Annotated in this window: 13 protein-coding genes; 4 read left to right on the top strand and 9 right to left on the bottom strand. The window is 70.7% G+C overall.

Features of this window, described 5'->3' with window-relative positions:
* Positions 1 to 85: 85 nt before the first annotated feature.
* The 3 genes from ACI2LP_RS25935 to ACI2LP_RS25925 all read right to left on the bottom strand — a co-directional run bounded on the left by ACI2LP_RS25935 (position 86) and on the right by ACI2LP_RS25925 (position 5,169).
* The gene (locus tag ACI2LP_RS25935; protein WP_404726904.1) at positions 86 to 1,552 is read right to left on the bottom strand and encodes a Gfo/Idh/MocA family protein; all 1,467 of its coding nucleotides are present in this window, start codon (positions 1,550 to 1,552) and stop codon (positions 86 to 88) included.
* Between the two features lie 196 nt (positions 1,553 to 1,748).
* The gene (locus ACI2LP_RS25930; protein ID WP_404726903.1) at positions 1,749 to 4,685 is read right to left on the bottom strand and encodes an FAD-binding and (Fe-S)-binding domain-containing protein; all 2,937 of its coding nucleotides are present in this window, start codon (positions 4,683 to 4,685) and stop codon (positions 1,749 to 1,751) included.
* A 22-nt stretch (positions 4,686 to 4,707) separates the two neighbouring features.
* Positions 4,708 to 5,169: a MarR family winged helix-turn-helix transcriptional regulator gene (locus ACI2LP_RS25925; protein ID WP_404726902.1), complete on the bottom strand. Its 462-nt coding sequence runs from the start codon at positions 5,167 to 5,169 to the stop codon at positions 4,708 to 4,710.
* 111 nt (positions 5,170 to 5,280) lie between these two features.
* On the opposite strand from ACI2LP_RS25925, the gene ACI2LP_RS25920 reads away from it, so the two are divergent.
* Entirely contained in the window at positions 5,281 to 7,092 is a 1,812-nt protein-coding gene (locus ACI2LP_RS25920) for an ABC transporter ATP-binding protein (protein ID WP_404726901.1), read from the top strand.
* 244 nt (positions 7,093 to 7,336) lie between these two features.
* Positions 7,337 to 8,173, top strand: coding sequence for an endolytic transglycosylase MltG (gene mltG, locus ACI2LP_RS25915; protein WP_404726900.1), 837 nt, complete (start codon positions 7,337 to 7,339; stop codon positions 8,171 to 8,173).
* A gap of 6 nt (positions 8,174 to 8,179) precedes the next feature.
* Here the strand turns inward: mltG and ACI2LP_RS25910 are convergent, their stop codons facing one another.
* The 4 genes from ACI2LP_RS25910 to ACI2LP_RS25895 all read right to left on the bottom strand — a co-directional run bounded on the left by ACI2LP_RS25910 (position 8,180) and on the right by ACI2LP_RS25895 (position 13,509).
* Positions 8,180 to 9,355, bottom strand: coding sequence for an NAD(P)-binding domain-containing protein (locus ACI2LP_RS25910; protein WP_404727016.1), 1,176 nt, complete (start codon positions 9,353 to 9,355; stop codon positions 8,180 to 8,182).
* Positions 9,356 to 9,437: 82 nt separating this feature from the next.
* A complete protein-coding gene (locus ACI2LP_RS25905; protein WP_404726899.1) occupies positions 9,438 to 10,976 on the bottom strand; it encodes an aldehyde dehydrogenase family protein in 1,539 nt (512 codons plus the stop codon).
* On the bottom strand, positions 10,973 to 12,313 hold the full coding sequence (locus ACI2LP_RS25900; protein WP_404726898.1) for a 2-oxoadipate dioxygenase/decarboxylase family protein: 1,341 nt from the start codon (positions 12,311 to 12,313) through the stop codon (positions 10,973 to 10,975). Before ACI2LP_RS25900 ends, ACI2LP_RS25905 begins: the two co-directional genes overlap by 4 nt.
* A gap of 32 nt (positions 12,314 to 12,345) precedes the next feature.
* Positions 12,346 to 13,509 carry an NAD(P)/FAD-dependent oxidoreductase gene (locus ACI2LP_RS25895; protein ID WP_404726897.1) on the bottom strand — a complete coding sequence of 388 codons (1,164 nt, stop codon included), beginning with the start codon at positions 13,507 to 13,509 and terminating at the stop codon, positions 12,346 to 12,348.
* A 73-nt stretch (positions 13,510 to 13,582) separates the two neighbouring features.
* Between ACI2LP_RS25895 and ACI2LP_RS25890 the strand changes: the two genes are divergently transcribed.
* Complete coding sequence (locus tag ACI2LP_RS25890; protein ID WP_404726896.1) at positions 13,583 to 14,488, top strand: LysR family transcriptional regulator; 906 nt, start codon at positions 13,583 to 13,585, stop codon at positions 14,486 to 14,488.
* Positions 14,489 to 14,561: 73 nt separating this feature from the next.
* Entirely contained in the window at positions 14,562 to 14,984 is a 423-nt protein-coding gene (locus tag ACI2LP_RS25885; protein ID WP_404726895.1) for a secondary thiamine-phosphate synthase enzyme YjbQ, read from the top strand.
* A 94-nt stretch (positions 14,985 to 15,078) separates the two neighbouring features.
* On the opposite strand, the gene ACI2LP_RS25880 is transcribed toward ACI2LP_RS25885, so the two are convergent.
* Together ACI2LP_RS25880 and ACI2LP_RS25875 are read right to left on the bottom strand one after the other, a co-directional pair.
* Positions 15,079 to 15,900: a hypothetical protein gene (locus ACI2LP_RS25880; protein WP_404726894.1), complete on the bottom strand. Its 822-nt coding sequence runs from the start codon at positions 15,898 to 15,900 to the stop codon at positions 15,079 to 15,081.
* A 4-nt stretch (positions 15,901 to 15,904) separates the two neighbouring features.
* On the bottom strand, positions 15,905 to 16,786 hold the full coding sequence (locus ACI2LP_RS25875; RefSeq protein ID WP_404726893.1) for an alpha/beta fold hydrolase: 882 nt from the start codon (positions 16,784 to 16,786) through the stop codon (positions 15,905 to 15,907).
* Positions 16,787 to 16,918 lie beyond the last annotated feature (132 nt).

Here is a 16,918-nt window from a genome sequence, read left to right as displayed (position 1 = left end):
GGGCCCGGTTGAGCGGGGTCCGGGGCGAGATGTGCGGGTGGAGGCTCGGGGCCCGGCAGGCGCGAGCCGGGCCCCGACTGTCCTGTCAGGCGGCGGGTTTGGCCGAGTCCACGCCGCTGCGGGACTTGCTCCACTCACCGCGGGTGAAGTCCGGTATCTGCTGCGGAGCGCCCTTCGCCCTGATCGACGCATGGCTGAGCGGCACCGGAGCCGTCCAGGTCGCCGCGTCGTACACATCGAAGTCGGGCACCAGGCCCAGCTGCATGCACTGCATCAGCCGGAAGACCATGATGTAGTCCATGCCGCCGTGCCCGCCGGGCGGGTTGGAGTGCTCCTTCCACAGCCAGTGGTCCCACTCCGCGTAGGAGGCGAAATCGCCCCACTGGTCATTCGTGTGGTCGGGCTCCAGGTAGATCCGCTCCGGGTAGTCCTCGAAGACACCCTTGGTGCCGCCCAGGCTGTTGATCCGGCTGTAGGGGTGTGGAGTCGACACATCGTGTTCCAGGCGGATGACCCGTCCCTTCGCCGTCTGGACCAGGCTGATGGTGCGGTCGCTCTCGATGTATGTCTCCTTCCAGCTCGGGTCGCCCGGCGGCATGTGTGCCTTGCGGTACTCGGCCAGACCGAGGGCCGGGGTGCCGAAGCTGGAGATGCTCACGGCCCGGTCTCCGCGGTTGATGTCCATGTAATTGGAGACGGGACCGAAGCCGTGGTTCGGGTAGAGGTCGCCGCGCAGCCGGGTGTGCCACAGCCGCCGCCAGGGGCCCTCGTAGTAGTCCGGGTCGAACATCAGGCCGCGCAGATCGTGGTTGTACGCGCCCGCGCCGTGCAGCAGATCGCCGAACCTGCCGGCGTGCGCCATGCGCAGCACACGCATCTCGTTCTTGCCGTAGCAACAGTTCTCCAGCTGCATGCAGTGGCGTCTGGTGCGCTCGGAGAGGTCGACGAGCGCCCACAACTCGTCCAGGCGCATGGCGATCGGACACTCCACGCCGACGTGCTTGCCGTTCAGCATGGCGGTTTTGGCCATCGCGAAGTGGAAGTCCCAGGGCGTGGCCACATAGACGAAGTCGACGTCGCCCCGCTTGCACAGGTTCTCGTAGTCGTCCTCGCCGTTGGTGTAGACGGCGGGGGCGGGTTGACCGGCCTTGACCACCTTGGCGGCGGCGCTCTCCGTCTTCGCCTTGACCGGGTCACAGAGGGCGACGACCTGGACCCCGGAGAGGGCGAGAAAGAGGTCGATCATGCTGCCGCCGCGATTGCCGAGGCCGATGATGCCGACGCGTACGGTGCTGCGCCGCTCGAAGGGGACTCCGGCCATGGTGGGCCCCCGGCGGGGCGGGGTGGCTGCCGCTAAGTCCTCGCCCGGCGCGCCCCCGGCCGCGCCGCCCGCCGCGTCGCTCTCCGCGGCCGCGGCGGCGCCCGTGCCCAGCGTGCCGAGGCCCAGCCCCGCGCCCGCCACTGAGGCCGTGGTCCGCAGGACCGAACGACGGCTCACTGAGCCGTCGTCGCCGTCCGCCGTACCGGGGTTCTGCTGTGCTGCGTCGTTCATCGAGCCTCCAGGAAGCCGTCGTTGAGCTGACGTTGCGCGGCGTGTTCATGAACTTCGGTAAGGACCTTGGTAGTTGGTGCTGCTGATACGCAAGGGCAGCGTTTGGACTCCTTGGTCCGAACCCATGGACTCTTCTTCACGGCCGTGTCCGGCCTACGGCACGGCGGCCGGGAGGGATCCGAGGATGAGCTGGGGTCTAGCTCCGTGGAGCGCGGTGGGTCGCCCGCTCCAGCTCCAGCAGGACGGAGCGGTAGCTACGGCCCGTCGCCCGGTCCATGGCGATCTCGCACATCCGGTTGGCGCTGAGATGCGCGTCGAAATGGCGAGCGGTGACCTCGGCCGCCTCGCGGGCCGTCGCCGAGTCCGTGAGCTCCTTGTGGAGCATTCCGCGGTCGCCCGCGAAGGCACAGCAGCCCGCGTCGTCGGGGACCACGACCTCGTCCGCGCACGCCCGGGCGAGCGCGGTCAGCCTGTCCACGTCGCCGAGATGCCGCATCGAGCAGGTGGGATGGACTACCGCGGATCCCGTTCTGCGCCGCACGTTGAGGCGGGGGAGGAGTTCGTCGGCGGCCCAGACGAGGGAGTCGACGACGGTCAGCTCCGCGTGCAACTCCCTGTTGTCGTCGGTGAGATACGGCACCACCTCACGGGCGATGCCGAGCGTGCAGGACGACGCGTCCACGACCAGTGGCAGCCGCCCGCCCGCCGTCCAGCCCCAGGCCGCCTCGACGATGCGGTTGGCCATGAGGCGGTTGCCCGCTTCGTACCCCTTGGAGTGCCAGATGGTGGCGCAACAGGTGCCCACCACGTCCTGCGGGACCCATACGGGCATTCCCGCGCGGCCCGACAGCACGACGACGGCCTGCGGGAGGGAGGGGCCCGTTCGGTCGTCGGAACTGGCGAAGATGCGGTTCACACAGGCCGGGTAGTAGACGGCGGCCGCGCCGACGCGGTTCGTACGGGGCAGGGCACCGGCGGCCGCGCCGGGGATCTGTGGCAGCCACTCCGGTACCAGATCGGGCCGTACGGCCTTGCGGACCAGGCCCGTCACGGACTGGAGAAACCGGTCGCCGATCCGGTCCGCCGCGGCGAGCGCCAGCCGCGCCGACGTCTCGACGGCGCGGAAGTTCTTCGCGGTGAGTTCGGCGATGCGCTCCTCGCGCGGCGAGTGGCGCCGGTGCCGGAAGTCCTTCATCAGGGCTCCGGTGTCGATCCCCACGGGGCAGGCGAGCCTGCAGGTCGAGTCGCCCGCACAGGTGTCGACGGCGTCATAGCCGTACGCATCAAGGAGGGCCTCCTGGACCGCTGATCCGTCGTTCTGGCGCATCATCTCCCTGCGCAGCACGATCCGTTGACGGGGCGTCGTCGTCACGTCCTTGCTGGGGCAGGTCGGTTCGCAGAAGCCGCACTCGATACAAGGGTCGGCGATCGACTCGACCTCGGGGATGGTCTTCAGACCGCGCAGATGGGCCTTGGGGTCGCGGTCGAGGACGATACGGGGAGCCAGCACGCCGTCGGGGTCGATGACCAGCTTCGTACGCCACATCAGCTCGGTCGCCTTCGGACCCCACTCCAGCTCCAGGAAGGGCGCGATATTGCGCCCGGTGGCGTGCTCGGCCTTCAGCGAGCCGTCGAAACGCTCCACGGTCAGCCTGCAGAAGTCGTCCATGAAGGCGGCATAGCGGTCGACGTCGCCCGGCCGGGCGGCGTCGAAGGCGAGCAGGAAGTGCAGATTGCCGTGCGCCGCGTGCCCGGCGACGGCGGCGTCGAAGCCGTGCCGGGTCTGCAATTCGAGAAGGGCCGCGCAGGCGTCCGCAAGACGGGAGGGCGGTACCGCGAAGTCCTCTGTGATCAGCGTCGTCCCGGAGGGGCGGGCGCCGCCGACAGCCGCGACGAACGCCTTGCGAGCCTTCCAGTAGCCGGAGATGGTCCCGGGGTCCCTGGTGAACTCATTGGTCACCGAGGCGACCGGGGCGACCAGTTCCAGTCGGGTGAGAGCCTCGGCCGCCGCACTTTCGTACGCCTGCCGGCTCTGCTCGTCGGGTGCGCGGAACTCCACCAGGAGCGCCGCGGTCTCCTTCGGCAGCCCCGCCCAGTCCGCCGGCACACCCTCGACGCTGACCGAGGCGCGCAGGGTGTTGCCGTCCATCAGCTCGACGGCGATGGCACCCGCGTCGTTGAAGTCAGGGACGGCGGCAGCGGCCGCGGGGAGGCTGGGGAAGAACAGCAGGGCGGTGGAGACCAGGCGGTCCAGCGGAACGGTGTCGAAGACGACCTCGGAGATGAAGCCGAAGCTGCCCTCGGACCCCACCATCAGACCGCGCAGGATCTGCACGGGCGTCGCGCCGTCGAGGAAGGCGTCGAGCCGGTAGCCGTTGGTGTTCTTGATCTCGTACTTGGCGCGGATGCGGGCGGTCAGTTCCGGGTCCGACTCGATCTCCGACTTGATGGCCAACAGGCCTTCGCACAGCCGTGGTTCGGCGTGCGCGAGCTGCTCGTCGGCGTCCGGCTCGCCGGTGTCGACGACGGTGCCCGACGGCAGCACGAAGGTGAGTGAGGAGACGGTGCGATACGAATTGCGGGTGGTCCCGGCCGTCATGCCGGAGGCGTTGTTCGCGACGACCCCGCCGATGGTGCAGGCGATGGCGCTGGCCGGGTCGGGGCCCAGCACCCGGCCGTGGCGGGCGAGCGTGGCATTCGCCCGCATGACGGTCGTCCCCGGGCGGATACGGGCCCGCGCTCCGTCGTCGAGCACCTCGATGCCCGCCCAGTGGCGGCGGACGTCGACCAGGATGTCCTCGCCCTGCGCCTGGCCGTTGAGTGAGGTCCCTGCCGCCCGGAAGACGACGTCACGGCCCTTGCCGTGTGCGTACGAGAGGACGGCGGAGACATCGTCGATGTCCTGAGGGACCACCACGACCTGGGGGACGAAGCGGTAGGGGCTGGCATCCGATGCGTAGCGCACGAGGTCGGAGATCTTCCAGTACACCTTGTCCGCGCCGAGGAGGGCGATCAGCTCGCCGCGCAACGGCTCGGGCGTGCCCCCGGCCTGCCGCTCGGGGACCCGGTCGGGCGACGGCGTCCGCGCACGGTCCGGGCGGAGGGCTTTCGGCTTCGGCTCCAGCAGCGGCATCTCGCGAGCCCCCTCGGCGGCGTCAGCAGCGTGGTCCCGGCCCGTCGACCAGGGTGGACAGCAGCCCGCCGAGCACCTCGCGCTGGTCGGCGGTCAATGGAGCCAGGATGTCCTCTGCGGCTGCGCGGCGCGCGCTGCGCAGTGCTCTGAGCGTGGCGCGGCCGGTGTCGGTCAGCTCGATCCGGATCACCCTGCGGTTGGTCGGGTCGGGCGCGCGGCGGACGCAGGCACTCGCCTCCAGGCCGTCGACGAGGCTGGTCACGGCGCGGGGGACCACCTCGAGGCGGGCCGCGAGATCGGCCATGCGCGGCGGCTGGTCGTAGTGCGCGAGGGTGCGCAGCAGACGGGACTGCGCGGGGGTGATCGCGATGTCGGCCGACTCCAGCTGCCGCTTCTGGCTGCGGTGGAGCCGTCGGGTCAGCCGCAGCAGCTGCTCGGCCAGCAGGCCGTCGGCGTCGGGTGCGGTGAGGGATCCTGGCTCCATGCCGGAACAATATCAGGACCGGATTCATTGTGAGCATAGGTAACAGTGAGCTAAGCTCTTAAAATCTTTGCTGCGCGACCCATCATTTGCCGCAACCCGTCGAAGGAGCCCATGCACCCCGAACCGATCACGTGGACACCCCCGGCCAAGGATCCGGAGCAGCCGCCCGCCCAGGTGTGGCGCATCCTCCGGCTCTTCCGTCCCTACCGCGGCCGCCTCGCCGTCGTCGGCCTGCTCGTCGGCGCCGCGTCGCTCGTCTCGGTCGCCTCGCCGTTCATGCTGCGCGAGATCCTCGACACCGCGATCCCGCAGGGCCGCACCGGGCTGCTCAGCCTGCTCGCCCTCGGCATGATCCTCACGGCAGTGATGACCAGCGTCTTCGGCGTGCTCCAGACGCTGATCTCCACCACCGTCGGCCAGCGCGTCATGCATGACCTGCGCACCGCGGTGTACGCCCAGTTGCAGCGCATGCCGCTGGCCTTCTTCACCAGGACCCGCACCGGAGAGGTCCAGTCGCGCATCGCCAACGACATCGGCGGCATGCAAGCGACCGTCACCTCCACCGCGACCTCCCTGGTCTCCAACCTCACGGCCGTGGTCGCCACCGTCGTCGCGATGCTCGCGCTGGACTGGCGGCTCACTGCCGTCTCGCTGCTCCTGCTGCCGGTATTCGTCTGGATCAGCCGCCGGGTCGGCCGCGAGCGCAAGAAGATCACCACGCAGCGCCAGAAGCAGATGGCCGCCATGGCCGCCACGGTCACCGAGTCGCTCTCCGTCAGCGGCATCCTGCTCGGCCGCACCATGGGCCGGGCGGACTCGCTCACCAGGTCCTTCGCCGAGGAGTCCGAGCGGCTCGTCGACCTCGAAGTGCGCTCCAGCATGGCGGGGCGGTGGCGGATGTCGACCATCGGCATCGTCATGGCCGCCATGCCCGCCCTGATCTACTGGGCCGCGGGCCTCGCGCTCCAGTCCGGCGGACCCGCGATATCGATCGGTACGCTCGTGGCCTTCGTCTCGCTCCAGCAGGGCCTGTTCCGCCCGGCCGTGAGCCTGCTCTCCACCGGCGTGCAGATGCAGACCTCGCTCGCGCTCTTCCAGCGGATCTTCGAGTATCTCGACCTGCCGGTGGACATCACCGAGCCCGAGAAACCGGTCCGGCTGGAGAAGATCCGCGGCGAAGTCCGGTTCGAGGACGTCGACTTCACCTACGACGACAAACAGACGCGGCCGACCCTCGACAGAATCGAGGTGACCGTGCCGGCGGGCGGCAGCCTCGCCGTCGTCGGGCCCACCGGCTCCGGAAAGTCCACGCTCAGTTATCTGGTGCCCAGGCTGTACGACGTCACGGGCGGCAGCGTCACACTCGACGGAGTCGACGTACGCGACCTCGACTTCGAAACCCTCGCCCGCGCCGTGGGAGTCGTCTCCCAGGAGACGTATCTCTTCCATGCCTCGGTCGCGGAGAATCTGCGCTTCGCCAAACCGGACGCGACCGACGCGGAAATTGAGGCGGCGGCGCGTGCAGCCCAGATCCACGACCACATCGCGTCCCTGCCCGACGGCTACGACACCCTGGTCGGCGAGCGCGGCTACCGCTTCTCCGGCGGTGAGAAGCAGCGCCTCGCCATCGCCAGGACGATTCTGCGCGACCCGCCCGTCCTCATCCTCGACGAGGCGACCAGCGCGCTGGACACCCGCACCGAGTACGCGGTGCAGCAGGCCATCGACGCGCTCTCGGCGGGCCGGACCACCATCACCATCGCCCACCGGCTCTCCACGGTCCGGGACGCCGACCAGATCGTGGTCCTGGACGCGGGACGCATAGCCGAGCGCGGCAGTCACGAGGAACTGCTCGACCGGGACGGCCGCTATGCCGAACTGGTCCGCAGGGACGCCCAGTTGGCCCCGGTTGTTGCCCCCTGACGGACCGGCATCCTTTCCACGCCGCCGACCACGTCCAGTGGGACGCGCGGTTCCCCGACCATCCGCTGAGCACGGGTGCGGCGCACGCTCGACGCGCTCGCCGGAGCGGTTCAGGTGGTGCCGGAGTTCGCCGCGCTGCCGCTTTTCGCCCCGTAGCGGACGGTCGTACGGCCGGGGCTGCGGCAACCGGGTCGCGCCGGGCCGGGTGTCTGGAACGGTGCACGCCGCGGGTTAGCGTGCCCGTATGAGGAACGAACCACCGTCGGCAGCGCCCGGGCGCAGGCTCCGGCTGAGCCGCCGGGGCCGGCTGGTCCTGACCCTGGGCGTGATCGTCGCCCTGGGCGCCGCGGTACTGGTGCCGCTGCTGCTGAAGCAGGCCGCCCAGGAGAAGCGGACGCTGCTCGTCCCCGAGGGCTGGCGCGCCTCACAGGTCTACGCGGCGGTCGACGAGGCCCTCGACCAGCCGCCCGGCACCACCGCGAAGGCCGCAGGCACCGCGAAGCTGAAGCTGCCCGCCGAAGCCAAGGGCAACCCCGAGGGGTACCTCTTCCCGGCCACGTATCCCATCGACGCCAAGACCACGCCGACGAGTCTGCTCAGCTATATGGTCAACACCGCCAACAAGCGGTTGGGGTCCGATCGCCTCACAAGTGGCGTGCAGCGCAGCAGGATGACGGTCTATCAGACGGTGAACATCGCGAGCATTGTGCAGGCCGAGGCCGACACACCCCAGGACATGGGGAAGGTTGCCCGGGTCATCCACAACCGGATGGCGAAGGGGATGCCGCTGCAGATGGACTCGACGCTGAACTATGCGCTGAACCGCAGCACGCTGGACACCACGGCCGCCGACACCAAGATCGACAGCCCGTACAACAGCTATCAGCGCCTGGGCCTGCCGCCGACCCCCATCGACAACCCGGGGGAGCAGGCGCTGCACGCGGCCATCAACCCGACACCGGGGAACTGGCTCTACTTCGTCACCGTGGCGCCGGGGGACACCCGCTTCACCGCCAGCTATCGGGAGCATCAGCGCAACGTGGACGAGTTCAACGCCAAGCGCAAGAGCGGCAGCGGCTGACCGGCCTCAGGCCGGAGCCGGTGCGGGCTCCGGGAGCTCCGGCAGTTCAGACCGCTCCGGCAGTTCGGACGGCTTCGGCAGTTCGGACGGCTTCGGCAGTTCCGGCGGCGCCGGCACTTTCGGCAGTTCCGGCGCGTCCAGCAGCCGTGTGATTTCGAGGACGGCCGCCCGCCCGGCCCGGTTGGCGCCGATCGTCGAGGCCGAAGGTCCGTATCCCACGAGATGGATACGGGCGTCCCGTACGGCGCGGGTCCCGTCGATCTGGATGCCGCCGCCCGGCTCACGCAGCTTCAGCGGCGCGAGATGGTCGATCGCCGCGCGGAAGCCGGTCGCCCAGAGGATCACATCCGCCTCCACGGTCCGCCCGTCGTCCCAGGCCACGCCCGTCGGCGTGATCCGGTCGAACATCGGCAGCCGGTCCAGCACGCCCGACGCGCGGGCACGCCGCACGGCGTCGTTCAGGGGCAGCCCGGTCACCGAGACCACGCTCAGCGGCGGCAGTCCACGGCGTACCCGCTCCTCGACCATGGCCACCGCCTCCCGCCCCGCGTCCTCGCCGAACGGCCCCTCGCGGAAGACGGGCGGCCGCCGCGTCACCCACGTGGTGTCCGCCGCCACCTCGGCGATCTCCATCAGATGCTGGGTCCCGGAAGCCCCGCCGCCCACCACGATCACCCGTTGTCCGGCGAACTCCTCGGGCCCCGGGTAGTTCACGGTGTGCAGCTGCCGCCCGCGGAAGGTCTCCTGGCCGGGATAGCGCGGCCAGAACGGGCGGTCCCAGGTGCCGGTCGCGTTGATCAGCGCCCGCGCCGACCAGTTCCCCTCCGAGGTCTCGACGAGCAGCCGCCCGCCCTCGCCCTCGCGCACCGCGCGGACGTCGACGGGCCGGTGGACGCGCAGATCGAAGCGCTTCTCGTACGCCGTGAAGTACTCGCGGATCACCTCGGACGAGGCCCGGGTGCCGTCCGCTCCGGTGAGCTCCATGCCCGGCAGCGCGTGCATGCCGTGCACCTTGCCGTAGGTGAGCGAGGGCCAGCGGAACTGCCAGGCGCCGCCCGGCCGCGGGGCATGGTCGAGGACCACGAAGTCGCGGTCCGGCACCAGTCCGGCGCGCCGCAGATGATAGGCGCCGGACAGGCCCGCCTGTCCGGCGCCGATGACGACCACGTCCATGGCTCGCACCCCGAAGTTGTTCACGTTTCTACCAACCGTGCCGGGGTCGTGGATCTTCCCGCCCACTCGGAGGGGCCGGAGGAAGGGCCCGTCAGAGGAAGTTCACTCCCTGAGCCAATGGCAGGCTGTCCGAGTAGTTCACGGTGTTCGTCGCCCGGCGCATATACGCCTTCCAGGCGTCCGAGCCCGACTCTCGACCGCCACCGGTCTCCTTCTCGCCACCGAACGCACCGCCGATCTCGGCACCCGAGGTGCCGATGTTGACGTTCGCGATGCCGCAGTCCGAGCCGTCGGCGGCCAGGAAGCGCTCCGCCTCCCGCTGGTCCTGCGTGAAGATGCTGGAGGACAGGCCCTGCGGAACCCCGTTCTGCAGCGCGACGGCCTCCTCCAGGGTCCGGTAGGTGAGCACGTAGAGGATCGGGGCGAAGGTCTCCCGGCGGACGATCTCGGTCTGCGCCGGCATCCGCACCACCGCGGGCCGTACGTACACGGCATCGGGCGCCTGCTCCGCCAGCTTCCGCTCGCCGCCGCTGAGGATCTTCCCGCCGTCGGCCTCGGCCGCCGTCAGCGCCTCGGCCATGCCCCGGTGCGCGCTCGCCGAGATCAGCGGGCCCACCAGGGTGGCCCCGTCGAACGGGTCGCCGAGCGGCAGCTGGCCGTATGCGTGGACGATCTTCTCCACCAGCTGGTCCGCCACGTCCTCGTGGACGATCAGCCGGCGCAGGCTGGTGCAGCGCTGGCCCGCGGTGCCCGCCGCGGAGAAGACGATCCCGCGCACGGCGAGATCGAGATCGGCAGAGGAGGTGACGATCGCCGCGTTGTTTCCCCCCAGTTCGAGCAGACAGCGGCCGAAGCGTGCGGCCACCCGCGGGGCGACCTCGCGCCCCATCCGTACCGACCCCGTCGCGCTCACCAGCGCCACACGCTCGTCGTCGACCAGTCGCTCGCCCGTCTCGCGTGCGCCCAGGAGCAGCCGGTGCACCCCATCGGGGGCACCGGTGTCGGCGGCGGCCCGGGCGAGCAGCGCGTCGCAGGCGAGAGCGGTCAGTGGGGTGAGCTCCGAGGGCTTCCAGACCACCGTGTCACCGCAGACCAGCGCGATCGCGGTGTTCCACGACCAGACGGCGACCGGGAAGTTGAACGCGGAGATCACGCCGACCACGCCCAGCGGGTGCCAGTTCTCCGAGAGCCGGTGACCGGGGCGCTCGGAAGCCATGGTCCGTCCGTACAGCTGTCGCGAGAGTCCGACCGCGAACTCGCAGATGTCGATCATTTCCTGCACTTCGCCCAGCGCCTCGGAGCGGATCTTGCCCGCCTCGATGGTGACCAGGTCGGCGAGCTGCTCCTTGTGCTCGGTCAGCAGCTCGCCAAGCCGCTTGACCAGCGCCCCGCGCTGGGGTGCCGGGACCGTGCGCCACTGCCGGAATGCCGCATCCGCCGCCGCGATCGCCGCGTCCGCCTGCTCGGGGGACGTGGCGGGCAGGGTGAAGAGAGTGCCGCCGGTCAGCGGCGTACGGGCGATGACATCGCCGCCCTGTGCGGGCAGCCGGGCGCCGCAGCCGAGCAGGCTCTCGCCAGCCCGGACGCGCAGCGAATCAGTGTCGGGGAGCGTGGTGCTGTTGCTGGTCACGGCGTGTCCTTGGGGAGTCCGATGGCCCGGCGGGCCTGCTTGAGTGAGCTGTTCTGCTGAGCGGCACAGAGATCGAAGGGGTCGTGCACGGGGCGCTCCAGTACGCCGGAGAGCCACTGCTGGTCGTAGTGGGCGCCCCGGGCCGTGGCGTCCCTGGTGCCCTCGTCGGTGAGGTTCGACTGGAAGATCCCGGCGGCCGACCGGGGCAGGAAGTCCTCGTAGACGATGGGGTTGGCGTTCACCCAGCGCCCGTCGATCAGGCCCGCAAGATCCTGCGGCGGGGTGCGGCCGTCCCGTGGGCGGTCGTCGGCCGGTTCATACCGGAAGAACGCCTGCTCCTGGACGGCGAGTTCGCGTTCGGTGCGCGGAAAGCGCTCGGCCCAGACCGGGGCGGGCTCGCCGATCAGCTCGTCGTAGCGGGCGCGGCCCGAGCGGGTGAGCGCGATGCCGCGTGCCTCGACCTCGCCGAAGCGCACCCGCAGGGAACCTTCGACGACGCTGCCGTCCGGCTCGCGGAAGCGGCGCGGTTCGGCCAGTGCGCGGAACGAGGTCTGGCGCAGCAGCACATCGGGGCCGTCCCAGCGCGGCGGACCCTGGATCCGGTCGATCATCGTGATGCCGCGCTCGCCCATGCGCCGGTAGAGCTCGTCGATGTCGAGCACCCGCGGTGTGAGGTGGTTGATATGAGTGCTGCTCACCCCGCCGATATCGGCGGCGACGGCGGAGATCCGTTCCAGCTCGGCGTACCAGGCGCGGTCGACCGGCTCGGGGGACAGCTCGAAGGCGGCGACCGCCAAGGTGAGGAAGCGCTCCGCGGACGGCTCGTCGAGCCCCCGCTCCCGCTCGGCGCGCGCGGCCAGCTCCAGCAGCTCGGGCGGGAAGAGCTCGCGCCGGCCCAGGAACGACTCGAGCCGCGCCTCCAGACCGGCGTCGAAGAACCGCCGGTCGGAGGTGGTGAGCATGGAGGTGAAGACCCGGAAGGGATTGCGCTCCAGCTCCTCGGCGTCGATGGGCCGGAACGCGGTGGACACGACCGGCACCGAGCTCGCCGCGGCCTCGCGCAGATCGTAGAAGCCCACCGGCTGCATGCCGAGCGCGGCGAAGATCTGGGCGGCCTGGCGCATCTCGCGCGGTGTGCCCACCCGGATGGCGCCGTGCCGCTCCGCGGTGACCCGCTCAATGCCGCCGAGCCGTCCCGCGTCGCCGTCCTTGCTGATCACCTCGTCGTTGACCTGCGCCGACACCTCCAGAAGCGTGGTGTACGCGGGAACTTCCGTCCCGTACATGTCGGAGAGCCGACGGGCGAACGCGGCCCGCAGTCGCCAGGTGGGGAGCATTGAGTCCTCCTTCCGGTTCGGTCGTGCGGGGGTCAGATGATGTGGGCCTCGGGGCGGACGGTCGCCCGGCCCTGGAAACGTGCCGCGGACAGCGGTCCCACATCGATGACCGGCGCCGAGTCGAGGTAAAGATCGCGGACGATCTCGCCGACGGCGGGCGCCTGCAGAAATCCGTGCCCGGAGAATCCGGTGGCATACAGGAAGCCGTACACGTCGCCCGAGCGGCCGATCAGCGCATTGCGGTCCGGAGTCATTTCGTACAGCCCGGCCCAGCCGCCCTTCGCCTCCAGACCGGCGAGCGCCGGGGCCCGCCTGCGCGCCGCCTCGCGGAACGGCTCCAGCCACTCCCGGCTGAACTCCCGCCCGAACCCCGGCTCCTGGCTCGGGTCGGACAGGCCGAGGACCAGACCGCCCGCGCTGTCGTTGTGGAAATAGAGCGTCGAGTCGAAGTCGAGGGTGAACGGGATCCGCGGCGGCACGGGGGTCAGCGGTCCGGTCAGCGCGATCTGGCGGCGCAGCGGGGTGACGGGCAGCTCCACCCCGGCCATCGCGCCGACCGCCGCGGACCAGGGACCGGCGGCGCAGACCACCGTCGAGGTGCGCACCGTGCCCGATGTCGTACGCACCGCCCGCACCTGAGTGCCGTCGACATCGATGCCGGTGACAGTGCAGTGCGTGCGGATTCTCGCGCCGAGGCGCCCCGCCGCGCGCAGATAGCCGCGCACGGCGGCCTTCGGCAGCGCATAGCCGTCGTCGGGGGAGTAGGCAGCGGCGGCGATGGAGTGCGGATCCACATAGGGGCACAACTCGTGCGCCTCGCGGGGCGAGATGATCCTGCTGCGGACGCCGAGGTCGTTCTGTACGCCCACGGCCTGCCGGAACGTCGCCACCTCGGCCTCGGTGCCGAGGAGGAAGAGATAGCCGACGCCCTCGACGCCGATGTCGGCCCCGGGGCGGGTGGTGAACGCCCGCCAGGCCTCCAGGCTGCGCTGTCCCAGTTCGATGTTGAGCGGGTCCGAGAACTGGGCGCGGATGCCGCCGATCGGCTTGCCGGACGATCCGGACGCGGGTTCGTCGCGCTCCAGGACCAGGACGCCGCGCACCCCGGCCTCGGCGAGATGGAAGGCGATGCTGGCTCCCACGACGCCACCGCCGATGATGACGACCTCTGCGACGTCCTCAGCGCTGTGACCCATGAATGCATGGTGGACGCGGCCGACTCTTCGCGTCCATTGACAGTTCCGGCAGTCGATCTTTTAGATCCTCTCTATGGAACTGGGTGGAGCGCATCTGCGCGCGCTGGTCGAACTCGCCCGCTGCGGCACCATGACGGCGGCCGCCGCGGCGCTCGGCTACACGCCCGGCGCGATCTCCCAGCAGCTCGCACAGCTGGAGCGGACGGCGGGCGCCCAGCTGATCAGAAGGGTGGGACGCCGGGTCGAGCTCACCGACGCCGGGCACACCCTCGTCGTGCACGCGGGGCACATCCTGCAGGCGCAGGCCGAGGCGGCGGCCGCGATCGAGCGCACCCGCACTCAGATCGCGGCGCGGCTGCGGCTCGGGGTGTTCGGCACGGCGGCCGCGGCGTTCCTGCCGCCCGCGCTGCGATGGCTCGGCGAGCACCACCCCGGTGTGCGCGTGGTGAGCCAGGAGGTGGATGTCGACCAGGCCCATGCCGAGGTCTCCGCCGGGCGGGTCGACCTGGCGCTCGGTCTCGACTACCCCGATGCCCCGCTCGCCCGGGACGCCGCCGCCGATCTGGTACGGCTCCACTCCGAGCGCTTTGCGGTGGCCGTGCCGACGGGCCAGGCGCCGCCCGCCGGGACGTCCTGGCGGCTGACCTCACTGGCGGAGCGGGACTGGATTCTGCCGGCGCCGCACACGTACTACGGCCGTGCCGTGCGCACGGCCTGCCGCCGGGCCGGATTCGAACCGCGGGTCGCCCACGAGGTGACCGACACCGCGACCTCGCTGGCCATGGTCGGGGAGGGACTCGGACTGGCACCGCTGACCGGGCTGATGCTGCGGCTGCGCTCCGAGGGGATCGTCGCCGTGCCGCTCGACGACGTGGTCGAACGCCATGTGGTGGTGGCGGTACGAGCGGCCTCGCGCGGGCGCCCGTCGGTGGAGGTGCTGATCGAGGCACTGCGGCGGGCGGCGACGGCGAGCTCCTGAACGACGCAGCGCAGGGGTGGTCTCCCGTCCGCGCGCAGGTGGCTCGACGGCCCGGGAACGAGAAGATGGACCCATGCCCGGACCCTTCACCACCATGACCCTGACCATCACCACAGGCTCCACCGAGACGGTGACCGATCTGACACACGCCTGCGAACAGTTCCTGCGGGACACCGCGGGCGCCAGGGACGGCCTGCTCAACATCTTCGTCCCGCATGCGACCGCCGGCATCGCCGTGATCGAGACCGGCGCGGGCAGTGACGACGATCTGCTCGCCACGCTGCACAGGCTGCTCCCGGCCGACGACCGCTGGCAGCACCGCCACGGCAGCCCCGGCCACGGCAGGGACCACGTCCTGCCCGCGCTCGTACCGCCGCACGCCACTTTGCCGGTCATCGGCGGCCGTCTTGAGCTCGGCACCTGGCAGTCGGTCTGTCTGGTGGACACCAACCGCGACAACCCGGACCGTCAGGTGCGGCTCAGCTTCCTCGGGTAGCGCGTGAGCTGGGCATGGAGTGCCCTCTCTTAGACCATGGCCGCCCAGTTCGAGCAGATCAAGCTCGAAAGGGGAGGGGGCGTGAAGCGCGCGCTCAGCCGAGCTTGAGGAGCCCGGCTTCGATGACGGTGCGGCCGAAGGGGCTCGCCAGTTCGGCGAGACGTTCGCAGTCGGCGTCACCCAGGGCGGCGTAGGCGGGCAGGGCCAGGCGGTCGGTGCGGTCCTCGATGTGCCGGCGCAGGCGTACGCCTTCCGGGCTGAGGGAGTCGCCGTCGAGGAGACCTCGTGTGCGCAGGCGCTCCTCGGTGTCGGCCCACTCCTCCTCGGGCCATGCGCGGCTTGCCTTGAGGAAGTCGACGGGAACCTCACCGGTGGCAGCGTGCAGAACCAGGGCCTCCAAGCCCCCCACACCCTCGCTCAGCAAGCACGCGACATGGCCGTCTCCACGGAACTCCCGGAGCAGCGTCTGGGCGTGCCACAGCTGCAGTACCGGCTCCTGAGGCCAGGGCAGGGCGGCGTGCGCGGCGAACAGCGGTCGGCCCTGCGCGTGTTCGCAGGCCGCCTCGGCGGCCGTGCGGGTCAGCGCCAGGACCTCGTCCAGAGCAGGGAGTTCGTGGATCCCGGCCCGTCGCAGGGCCTCGCTCGCGGCGGCGTGCCGCGCGTCCAGCACCTGCTGAGGCGTCGCCGCCTCCCACACCCCGTCGACCGCCTTGCGTACGAGACCGGGGTTGAAGTTGTAGAAGGTCGAGATGACCAGGTCGGCGGAGGCTCGGCCGAGGGCGGCGCTCCGGGAGGCGAAGTACCCGGCGCGACCGCTCAGTCCGAGGTCCGCGTACCGTCGCCGTCCCTCGGGGGCGAAGTAGATCATGCCGTGTACAGGCTCGAGCCGGCGCCAGGCTGCTCGCGCTGCCTTCATGGGGTCACCTCTTCTGGGAGTCGGCCGACGGGGTGTTCGCCGTGGTTCCGTATTCGCCGTGCGCTCGCAGATGTTCGAGCAGCAGGCGGCTCAGCGTCTCGGGTGCCTCCTCGGGGATCCAGTGGCTGACGCCCTGGAGGGTCTCGAACCGGTACGGCCCGTTGACCCACTGCCCGGTCTCCCGCGCGGCCGCCGGGCCGAACGCGCTGTCCTGTGTGCTCCAGACGTACAGCGTGGGCACGTCGATGACGCCGATCGCGCCGTCGGGGCGGCCGGCCCGGTACCAGTTCAGCGCCGCGGTGAGAGCACCCGGCTGGGACAGGTGCCGCACATAGGCCTCGGCGCTGGCCCGCGGGACCTTTCCGGCGTACGTGGCGCGAAGTGCCTCGGCATCGCCTGCGAGCATGCGCTTTTCGGTCGCGGGCGTTTCCCGCCAGGCGATCATGTACTGCGATCGTTCGCGCTGGTCCTGGTCGGTGCGCAATGTGGTGGCCAGAGCGCCGGGGTGCGGGGTCGAGACCACCGTCAGGGTACGTACGCGGCCGGGGTGGGCATCGGCGGTCCACCACGCCACCGCGCCGCCCCAGTCATGGCCGACCAGGTCGAACGACGCCCAGCCCAGTTCCTCCGTGATCGCGACCACATCGTCGACCAGGACGCTGATGCGGTAGTCCTCGGGCCGTTCGGGGCGGGCCCCGGGGGAGTACCCGCGCTGGTCGGGTGCCACCACCCGGTAGCCGTGCGCGGCCAGCTCCGCGATCTGCCGTTGCCAGACCAGCCGCGTCTGCGGGAAGCCGTGGAGCAGCAGTACCGGGCGGCCCTCGGGCGGACCCGCCACGATCGCGTCGAACACGCCCGCAGGAGTGGAGATGCTCAGCTCGGTCACGATCTGCCCTCCCAGATGATCTGGTTGAACTTGACGTCGAATTCAACTATACAACCATCGGGACGTCAGGGTGGCTCGGGTTCTCATGAGAATCAGTGGCTGCTGTCGCAACGGCCGGTGGGAAGTCGGCCG

Source organism: Streptomyces sp. NPDC019890 (assembly GCF_044903445.1).
Lineage (GTDB): Bacteria > Actinomycetota > Actinomycetes > Streptomycetales > Streptomycetaceae > Streptomyces.
Note: the sequence above shows the minus strand (reverse complement) of the source record. Positions and strands in the feature narration are given on the sequence as shown.

Excerpts from the sequence above, each read along its gene's own strand:
- ACI2LP_RS25935 (WP_404726904.1), bottom strand. The coding sequence starts at position 1,552 with ATGAACGACGCAGCACAGCAGAACCCCGGTACGGCGGACGGCGACGAC.
- ACI2LP_RS25930 (WP_404726903.1), bottom strand. The coding sequence starts at position 4,685 with ATGCCGCTGCTGGAGCCGAAGCCGAAAGCCCTCCGCCCGGACCGTGCG.
- ACI2LP_RS25925 (WP_404726902.1), bottom strand. The coding sequence starts at position 5,169 with ATGGAGCCAGGATCCCTCACCGCACCCGACGCCGACGGCCTGCTGGCC.
- ACI2LP_RS25920 (WP_404726901.1), top strand. The coding sequence starts at position 5,281 with ATGCACCCCGAACCGATCACGTGGACACCCCCGGCCAAGGATCCGGAG.
- mltG (WP_404726900.1), top strand. The coding sequence starts at position 7,337 with ATGAGGAACGAACCACCGTCGGCAGCGCCCGGGCGCAGGCTCCGGCTG.
- ACI2LP_RS25900 (WP_404726898.1), bottom strand. The coding sequence starts at position 12,313 with ATGCTCCCCACCTGGCGACTGCGGGCCGCGTTCGCCCGTCGGCTCTCC.
- ACI2LP_RS25895 (WP_404726897.1), bottom strand. The coding sequence starts at position 13,509 with ATGGGTCACAGCGCTGAGGACGTCGCAGAGGTCGTCATCATCGGCGGT.
- ACI2LP_RS25890 (WP_404726896.1), top strand. The coding sequence starts at position 13,583 with ATGGAACTGGGTGGAGCGCATCTGCGCGCGCTGGTCGAACTCGCCCGC.
- ACI2LP_RS25885 (WP_404726895.1), top strand. The coding sequence starts at position 14,562 with ATGCCCGGACCCTTCACCACCATGACCCTGACCATCACCACAGGCTCC.
- ACI2LP_RS25880 (WP_404726894.1), bottom strand. The coding sequence starts at position 15,900 with ATGAAGGCAGCGCGAGCAGCCTGGCGCCGGCTCGAGCCTGTACACGGC.